The following is an 8,583-nucleotide window of genomic DNA, read 5'->3' as shown; positions in this document are numbered from 1 at the left end:
GTGATTGCCCTGGCTGCGGTGATGCGCGAGCTCCCAACGGAGATTGGTGGCGGGGCCTTCGCCCAGGCAGTCGAGGACGTGTGCGATGAGCCCTTGGTCGTCGGGCAACTCTCCTTCCGGCGGGCGCTGGGGGACTTCCAGGAGGAGGTGGAAGTGATTGGACATGATGCAGTAGGAGATGATGCGGAGGTGGTAGAGTTTTTCGTAGAGGCGCATCAGGTGGTAGAAGCGGGCCTTTTCGGTTTCGCCAAAGACGAAGTCGCGGTTTACGACCCGGGACACGCAGTGGTAGTAGGCGACGGGATGGGATTTCGGGGCCAGGAAACGACGTCGACGCATGGAGCGAAGGTAGCGGAAGCGTAAGAGTCGTCAAGTTTTCCCTGAAAGGGGACAGGTAATATTTAAAGAAGATGTGCTTTCCGTCTGCTATCAGAGGGCGGCGGGGTGGCTCGCTCATGCGAGAGCCACCAAAAGAGAAAAAACCTTTTTTCAGACAGGCCGCCAAAGACCAAAATTTCCGCAAACAGCAAGGAGAATCGCGGCAACGAGCGAAATCCACCTCCATGCCGCGCGTCGTAATAACACACAAATTAAACGCAGCGATACAAGCGCGCCAAGCAGATCCAGGTTATGATGCCCAACCGATTCCCGAAAGGAGGTTCCAGCCTCTCACTGTATTTCCCACAAGTATCATGTCAGACAAACCCTTGAATATCGCCATCGTCGGCCTCGGATTCGGCTCCGAGTTCATTCCCATCTATCAACGCCACCCCGGTGCCAATATGGCTGCTATTTGCGCTCGCACCGAGTCCACCCTGCAAGAGGTGGGTGATAAGTTCGGCATCGAAAAGCGCTACCAGTCCTATGAAGAACTGCTCGCCGATCCCGAAATCGATGCCATTCACATCAACACCCCCATTCCGAATCACGCCGAGCAATCGATCGCGGCTCTGAAAGCAGGCAAGCACGTGGCCTGCACCGTGCCGATGGCGACCTCAGTGGAAGACTGCAAGACCATCGTAGAGCTCGTGCAAGAGACAGGCCTGAAGTATATGATGATGGAGACTGTCGTCTATGCCCGGGAGTTCCTCTTTATGAAGGAGCTCTACGACAATGGCGACCTCGGCAAGCTGCAGTTCCTGAAAGCCTCTCACCAGCAGGATATGGATGGCTGGCCCGGCTACTGGCCCGGTCTCCCGCCGATGCACTACGCGACCCACTGCGTGGGTCCCCTGCTGGGCTTGGGCCGTCATCAGGCAGAGTATGTGTCCTGCTTCCCCTCCGGCACCATTCGCGAGGAAATGCATGATTGCTACGGCTCCCCTTACGCGGTGGAGACTTGCCATGTTAAGTTCAAGGACAGCGACTTGTCGGGCCTCGTCTATCGTTCTCTCTTCGACGTTGCGCGCCAGTATCGCGAGTCCATCGAGGTTTACGGGTCCAAGAAAGCCGTCGAGTGGCCGCTCATCGAAGGAGAAGAGTTGGTGGTCCACACCGCCAAAAAGCCCGAACCGGAAATCCCCGAGCGCGTAAGCTGCCCCGACTACGCCCACCTCCTGCCGGACGAAATCGCGCCCTTCACCACGGGAGGCGTCTTCGGCGGTGACGATGGCGAGGAGCACCTTTCCTTCACCCAAGGGGCGGGCCACGGCGGCTCCCACCCCCACCTGGCGCACCAATTCATCGAATACGTAGCGGGCCGTGGCGAAGGCTACCCCAACGCGGTTCAGTCGGCCAACATCACCTGCACCGGCATCCTGGCCCACGAGTCCGCTCAGAAAGGCGGAGAAATCGTGCACCTGCCCGAGTTCACTCTCCAATAAGCAGGCAGCGAACTTCTTAGCCGTAGTTCGCCGCTTCCGTGCGCGAACTGCGGTTTTTTCTTTTTCCTCTCACAATTCAATATGAAACACTTACCAATCCTGATCGCACTGGCTTTGGCAGCCGCCGTCTTTGGCAAAAGCCTCGTCGTGCCGACGGAGGATGCCCGACGGCTCAATATCCTCTTCTTTGGCGCTCCGACCGCCCATCATCCCGGCCACGACCCGGTCACCCGCTACCGGGTCATCAAGAAGCATCTCGGCACCGAGGGCATCGACTTCAACTACACGGAAGACCCTGCCGAAGCCTTCAATCCCACCACTTTGGCCCAGCATGACGCCATTCTGATGTATGGCAACTGGCACCAGAACGGCCAATTGCCCGCCGAGCAAAAGCAGGCCCTCTTCCAATACATCGAGCAGGGCGGTGGCTTTTTGCCCATTCACATGGCTTCCGCTTGCTACGGCGGCTCTCCCGACTTTGTCAAACTGGTGGGAGCCAAGTTCCGTTCCCACGGAGGCGAAGTCTTCAAGCCGGAGACCGTCAACCGCACCCACCCCATCACCCAAGGTTACCAATCCTTCGAAGCCTGGGATGAGACCTACGAACACTCCGACCACAATGACGATCGCGTGGTCTTGCAAAAGCGCGGCAACGAGCCTTGGACCTGGGTGCGAACCCACGGCAAGGGGCGGGTCTTCTACACGGCCTCCGGTCACGACCATCGGGTGTGGGACACTCCCGAGTTCCACGACCTCCTCAAACGCGCAATCTTCTGGTCGGTGGGCGACGAAGCCAAGGGCCGCCTCGACGCCTTGCAATTGCCCGAGCTCAAGTTCGAGAAAGCGCAACTGCCGGGCTACCGCGAGCGCAAAACCATCGAGCAGTATCAAGCTCCCCTCCGCCCCGAGGAGTCCCTCAAGCTGGCCCAGGTCCCTCCCGGCTTCGAGCTCTCGCTCTTTGCCAGCGACCCCGACATCGTCAATCCCATTGCCATCAATTGGGATGAAAAAGGCCGCGCCTACGTGCTGGAAACCATCGATTACCCGAACAACCTACAGGCCAACAACATCGGCCATGACCGGCTCACCATCTGCGAAGACACCGATGGCGACGGGCGGGCGGACAAGTTCACCCGCTTTGCGGAAAAACTCTCCATCCCCACCTCGATTGAATTCGCGGCCGACGGGGTCATCTGCACCAATGGTTCGGAAATGCTCTTCCTGAAGGACACCAACGGCGACGACAAAGCCGACGTGCGGAAGATTCTCTTCCAGGGCTTCAACATGGGAGACACCCACGCCGGGGTCTCCAACCTCAAGGCGGCCCCCGATGGCTGGATCTACGCCACCATCGGCTACTCCGGCTTCCGCGGACTTATCAACGGCCAGCAGGAATCCTTTGGCATGGGCATTTTCCGCTTCCGCCTGACTGCCGATCCCGCCAGCACCGAGGTCGGAGCGGATGGCACGCTGCAGGAAATTGTCGAATACGAATACATCCAGCCCACCACCAACAACACCTGGGGGCTGGACTTCACCGCCGATTTCGACATTTTCGCCTCCACCGCCAACGGCAACCCCTCCGCCTACGTCACCTTCCCCAAGCGGGACTACGACGCCGTAGGCCTGGAGCAACCCCGCACTCCACGGGCCGACTTCAAGGATCCCTTCAACCCTTCCTCCACCGACATCCGCCAGGTGGAAAACCACGACACCTACACCTCGGCGGCGGGACACGCCTTCTACAAGGCCCGCAATTTCCCCGAGGCTTACTGGGACAAGATCTTCTTCGTCTGCGGCCCCACGGGCAAGCTGGTGGGACAGTTCGAGATTGTGAAGGACGGCTCCGGCTTCCGCTCCCACCAATTGCGCAACAACATCTACAACTCCGCCGATGCCTGGTCGGCCCCGGTGGCGGCCGAAGTCGGCCCCGATGGCGCCCTTTGGGTCTGCGACTGGTATAACATCATCGTGCAGCACAACCCCACGCCTTCGGAGGGTTCCGCTGGATACAATGCGCGCAATGGCAGAGGCAATGCCTACGTCACTCCCCTGCGGGACAAGGAGCACGGACGCATTTACCGCATCACCGCGAAAGGCCGCGAACTGGCGGGCGAACCCCAGAACGACGTCTACGACTTCCTCGCCAGCGAGCCCACGCTAGAGAGCATCACCGCTGCGCTGAAATCCGACAACCCCGGACTCCGCCGCGCCGCCCTTCGCATCGCCCCTCTCGATGGCACCTTAAGCGAGCTCTTCCTCAGTGAGGGCCGCATTGCGGAAAAAGACCCACGCACCCTCGTCGAGCTGCTGCTGGCCTTCTCCCGCCTGGCGCCCTCGCAAGAGATCGTGCAAGCCATCCTGGCCTTGGAGGTCGACCCCAATGACGTAGGTCTGCGCGACGCCCGCGAAGTGGCCCTGCGCAAGCACGCAAGCGCGGCTCTCTTGCAACTGGCTTCCACTTGGCAGCCCCAAGAGCAAACTGCCCGCAACATCCTCGCCAATGCCGACTTGGAAAAACAAGGTGATTGGGGGCCCCGCATCTACGGCGGCAACCGCAACCCCAAGCACCGCCACCTGAATGCCCAAGGCCGCGACAAGAGTGGCTGCCTGAGCATCACCTCCGAGCAACCCGCCGACACCGGCTGGGGCCTCACCGTCTCCGTCCGCCCCAACACCACCTATGAATTCGGTGGCTTCGTGAAGACCGAGAACCTCTCGGTGCAAAACGGCCCGGGCGTTCTCTTCAACATCCACGGTGGTCCCCAGACCAGCAGTGTGAGGGAGAAGGACAGCGACTGGACCGAGCTCACCGGCACCTTCACCACCGGCCGCGACCAGCGCGAGGTCCTCATGCACTGCCTCTTCGGCGGCTACGGCTCCGCGACTGGCACCGCCTACTACGACGACCTCTACATCCGGGAAGTCAGTCGCGACGACACCGGCAACCTCGTCCGCAATCTGGTGCGCTACTTTGCCCAAAACAGCACCGCCGCCCAGTTCGACGAGCTCATGGCCGGACTCAAGGCCGACGGCGGTTCTGCGGCCCGCGTCATTGCCACCCAGTTGCAGAACGCTCCCCGTCGGGAGGTCGAGGTGACCCGCAAGAACACCATCGATCCCGCCATTCACAAGCGCGGCAAGGAAATCTACGACAAGACCTGCATCGCTTGTCACGGACCCGACGGCAAGGGCGTGGCCGGAGCCTTCCCGCCCCTCGATGGCTCCGAGTGGGTCACCGGCGACCCCGCCCCCATCCTGAAGGTCCTCCTCCACGGCCTGCAAGGACCCATCGAAGTTAAGGGCGAGACCTACACCAACATCATGCCTCCCCACGTCTTCAGCGACCAGGAGATGGCCGACGTGGCCACCTACATTCGCCAGACTTGGAGCAATGATGCCCCGGCCGTGACGGAGGAAGAAGCCGCCAAAGTGCGCGCCGCGACCAAGGAACGCAAAACTCCCTGGACCGCCCCCGAGCTGAACTAGGGAAAAGGCCGTCCAGGCTGCCCGAACCTCCCCGTGATTTCTCCCGCAAAGGGTGACGGATCTTTCCGTCACCCTTTTTTCGCGCCCTCTTTCCCCCTTGCAGAAGACCGCCAAACGACCGATTCTCCTGCCATGAAGTCCCTCTCCTCCATCCTGCCCGCGCTGGCCTCCCTCTTCTGGGGCGGAGCCATTGTCTACCTCTACGCGGCCGGGCGCATGGGGGAATTCCTCGTCCCCAAGTTCCACCTCATCACTCTCTTCGGCGGACTGGGCATGATTGTGCTGGGGCTCTTCGTCCTCCTCACCCTGCGGGAAAAATCCGACTGCGGCCACGACCATTGCGAGCACGACCACGACCACCACGACCAGAATCCCTGGGTGGTCCTCTTCCTCATGATCGCCCCCCTTTCCGCCGCCCTTGCCACCGATACCTCGGCCGGCTACTCGCTGGACGTTCTCGAGCGCAAAGGCCTCTTCAACAATCAGGTCAATGCCGCCGCTTACCAGCTCCCGCCCTTCACCCGCGAGATGCTGGAGCAATCCACCCCCCGCAATGACGAGGGCCACTACCAGCTGCCCGTCAGCCAAATTTTCTTCTCCTCTGGCGACGAGAGCATGAGGGAAGTCTTCACCGGCATCCCGGTGGAGACCGAGGGCCAGGTCGTGCGGGAGCGCGAGCGCAACGAGGACGGACGCCGCCTACGCATCTACCGCACCCTGATGACCTGCTGTGCGGCCGACGCCATGGTGCTGGGCTTCCCCCTCGAGTTCACCGCTCCCCCCAGCGTGGAGGAGCGCGGCTGGATCCGGGTGGCGGGCACCCTGGGCTATGAGGAAACCCCCGATGGCCCCTCCCCGGTCCTGCAAGTGGAAACCGTCGAATCCATCCCCGCCCCCCGCGATGCCGGGTTTACGGGGTGGTGAGCCCGCTGCGTGGCAAGGGCGTATTGGGCGGCACCGCTTCGGCGGGATAGGGATTGTCTTTGCCAAAGGCCAGCATGCGCGCCCGCTCCTCCACCGTCACAAAGGCCTCGTCCACACTGCCATCATCCTTTCGCGGCAGGCGCTCCAGCCCCAGTTGCAAATGCCGCGCGAGGAAGGGATAGACCGCCTGTCGCTTGGCTGGGCCGTAGTCGTGCCCTTCCTCGGGCAGATGCACATTGGCCACCGCGTCCCCGGCGTCCAGCAGCTCATAAACTCTCTTGATGTAGGGAAATTCCAGCTCCGGAGTCAGGCGCGTCCAGTCCGCGCCATTGGACACGATCAACTGCGGCCGGGGAGCCGCCAGGGCCGCGATCTCGGCATTATTAGTGCGATGCTCCTCGCTGGCATGAATGGGCATCCCGCTCTCACACGCGCAACCGCCAAAGAAGTGGGCCGAGACCTGGCAGACCGGCACACTCACCGCCACCCGCTCATCCAGCGCGGCGAGGAGAAAGGTCTGCGTCCCGCCCCCCGAGCACCCCGTCACCCCCAGCCGCTCCCCATCCACACCGGGGAGACTCTCCAGAAAATCCAGCGCCCGCACACTATTCCAGGTCTGCAGCCGCAGCACCTCGGGCGCCTCCTTGTGGGACCAGCCCGCCTCCTCCCAATCGCCATAGCCCACCATGTCGTATTGAAAGACCGCCGCCCCCATGCGCGCCAGCACCGCACAGCGAATCTGGCGATTGGGAATGAAGCGGTCGCCATGCCCGTGGGGACAGAGAATCCCCGCCAGCTCGCCCTCGAACTCCAAGGGCCGGTAGAGCGAACCCGTCACGAAGAAGCCCGGCGCACTCTCGAAGGCCACCTCCTCCACCACATAGCCCTCATGCTCGCGACGGTCGTAGTAGCGGGCCCGCAGCGGCGTCTTCTCGGGAAAAGCCGCAAAGTCCATCCCCTCGCGAATCCCCTGCCGCAGCTGGGCCGCGCGCTTTTGCCAGGACTCGGCATCGGAAAACGTCTTGGCAAACTCCCGCAACTCACCCCGCGCCTCCTCCGGCGTCTGCGCCTGCCCCTGCCGCAGCTCAGCCGTCGCCGGAAGGCCCGACCAGCAGCACCCCAGCACCATCAACGTGATCCCTTTCAACCTGTTCATCGTCTTTTTTTTTCGCCAGCACAAGATAACGCAAGCTCCCGGGCAATCTTGCAGAGTCGCACTCCTTGCGAGGCCAGGACGGAACGAGCGACGGGCACGCCCTACTCTGGGGCAGGTTCTTCGCCCGGCTCTCCCTCTTCCTCGCCCCCATTCTCCCGCGCTTGCACGGCCTCATTGTAATTGGTGATGAGGCTATTGAGCTCATCGCCCAGGGCATCATAGGCTGCGGAGGGCGTCAGGGTGGCGTGGGCGGTCAGGTGAGCCACTAGCGTGCGCCAAGCCTCCACCGTCTCATCGCGCAGAGCCGCGATTTGGCTGGGATCACCGGCGGTTTCGCGAGCTCGTTGCACATACTTGTCGTCGAACTCATCGTTGGCCGCCTTGAGCTCCAGCACCCAATCCTCCAGATCCAGGTCCTGCACGGCATCGAGGAGGGGATCCTTGCTGAGCCAATCGGTGGTGATGGTGGCGAGGACCCCGGTCTCCAGCTGGTAGCGGAGGCGGCCCACCATGGGACCATGCCGCTCCAGATCCTCCAAGAGACGATTGGCGGCCGCAACCCTGCTGGAATCATAATGATTCAGATAAGCACGCACCAAGTTGCTGATCCCGGAGATCGCCCGGTCCCGGCGCTCATCCAAAGCGACCAGCTCGGCAGTCACTTCACTGGCCAGCACGGGACGAAACTCAGCCGCGAGGGCCTCCAGACGACTGGCGAGAGCATCGCGTTGCGTCTGCAAATTGAGCGTGGGGGCATCATTGGCATCCACGATCTCGACCACATTACGGGTGAATTGGATCAACTCGGCGGCACGATAACGGGGGAAATTGGGAGACAAAATCATGACGCAAACACCTTGTCCTTAAACACAAGTGAGAAAAAGAGAGAACTCTTCCGCATTGTGTCAGCCCCTCGGCCGCAGAACCCGGGCGGGAGGCGGCTCCGCCCCTAGCAGGTTGTCCCCATTTTGTTCACAATGCCCCCCTGCAGTGGTGCAGGGGCCCATTGTGAACGCACAATGGCCTCCCGCAGTGGTGCGGGGACCCATTGCGGACGCACAATGGCCTCCCGCAGTGGTGCAGGGACCCATTGCGAACGCACAATGGCCTCCCGCAGTGGTGCAGGGACCCATTGCGGACGCACAATGGCCTCCCGCAGTGGTGCAGGGACCCATTGCGAACGCACAATGG

6 protein-coding genes and 1 pseudogene are annotated in these 8,583 nt (G+C 61.9%); 4 read left to right on the top strand and 3 right to left on the bottom strand.

Going from position 1 to position 8,583, the window contains the following annotated elements; translation table 11 throughout:
- Positions 1 to 339: transposase (locus JIN78_RS16260; RefSeq protein ID WP_200393056.1), on the bottom strand; the 339-nt coding region annotated here is incomplete at its 3' end.
- 353 nt (positions 340 to 692) lie between these two features.
- Here JIN78_RS16260 and JIN78_RS16255 point away from each other — a divergent pair.
- From JIN78_RS16255 to JIN78_RS16245, 3 genes are all read left to right on the top strand, one after another.
- Positions 693 to 1,823: a Gfo/Idh/MocA family protein gene (locus tag JIN78_RS16255; protein WP_200393055.1), complete on the top strand. Its 1,131-nt coding sequence runs from the start codon at positions 693 to 695 to the stop codon at positions 1,821 to 1,823.
- A gap of 81 nt (positions 1,824 to 1,904) precedes the next feature.
- Positions 1,905 to 5,312 carry a PVC-type heme-binding CxxCH protein gene (locus JIN78_RS16250; RefSeq protein WP_200393054.1) on the top strand — a complete coding sequence of 1,136 codons (3,408 nt, stop codon included), beginning with the start codon at positions 1,905 to 1,907 and terminating at the stop codon, positions 5,310 to 5,312.
- Between the two features lie 132 nt (positions 5,313 to 5,444).
- Positions 5,445 to 6,236 (top strand): TIGR03943 family putative permease subunit, encoded by a 792-nt coding sequence (locus tag JIN78_RS16245; protein WP_200393053.1) that lies wholly within the window; start codon positions 5,445 to 5,447, stop codon positions 6,234 to 6,236.
- Here the strand turns inward: JIN78_RS16245 and JIN78_RS16240 are convergent.
- Positions 6,223 to 7,392, bottom strand: a complete 1,170-nt coding sequence (locus tag JIN78_RS16240) for an alpha/beta hydrolase family protein (RefSeq protein WP_200393052.1) — start codon at positions 7,390 to 7,392, stop codon at positions 6,223 to 6,225. The two genes, JIN78_RS16245 and JIN78_RS16240, sit on opposite strands and share 14 nt — an antisense overlap.
- Before the next feature lie 101 nt (positions 7,393 to 7,493).
- A complete protein-coding gene (locus tag JIN78_RS16235; RefSeq protein ID WP_200393051.1) occupies positions 7,494 to 8,237 on the bottom strand; it encodes a DUF6261 family protein in 744 nt (247 codons plus the stop codon).
- A gap of 148 nt (positions 8,238 to 8,385) precedes the next feature.
- Here JIN78_RS16235 and JIN78_RS16230 point away from each other — a divergent pair.
- Positions 8,386 to 8,583: pseudogene (locus tag JIN78_RS16230) on the top strand (hypothetical protein); the annotation flags it as partial.

This window comes from Roseibacillus ishigakijimensis, from assembly GCF_016595415.1.
Lineage (GTDB): Bacteria > Verrucomicrobiota > Verrucomicrobiia > Verrucomicrobiales > Akkermansiaceae > Roseibacillus > Roseibacillus ishigakijimensis.
This window is presented reverse-complemented; position numbering and strand designations above follow the sequence as displayed.

What these genes read in the sequence shown, in the direction of transcription:
- JIN78_RS16255 (WP_200393055.1), top strand. Translation starts at nt 693, where the DNA reads ATGTCAGACAAACCCTTGAATATCGCCATCGTCGGCCTCGGATTCGGC.
- JIN78_RS16250 (WP_200393054.1), top strand. Translation starts at nt 1,905, where the DNA reads ATGAAACACTTACCAATCCTGATCGCACTGGCTTTGGCAGCCGCCGTC.
- JIN78_RS16245 (WP_200393053.1), top strand. Translation starts at nt 5,445, where the DNA reads ATGAAGTCCCTCTCCTCCATCCTGCCCGCGCTGGCCTCCCTCTTCTGG.
- JIN78_RS16240 (WP_200393052.1), bottom strand. Translation starts at nt 7,392, where the DNA reads ATGAACAGGTTGAAAGGGATCACGTTGATGGTGCTGGGGTGCTGCTGG.
- JIN78_RS16235 (WP_200393051.1), bottom strand. Translation starts at nt 8,237, where the DNA reads ATGATTTTGTCTCCCAATTTCCCCCGTTATCGTGCCGCCGAGTTGATC.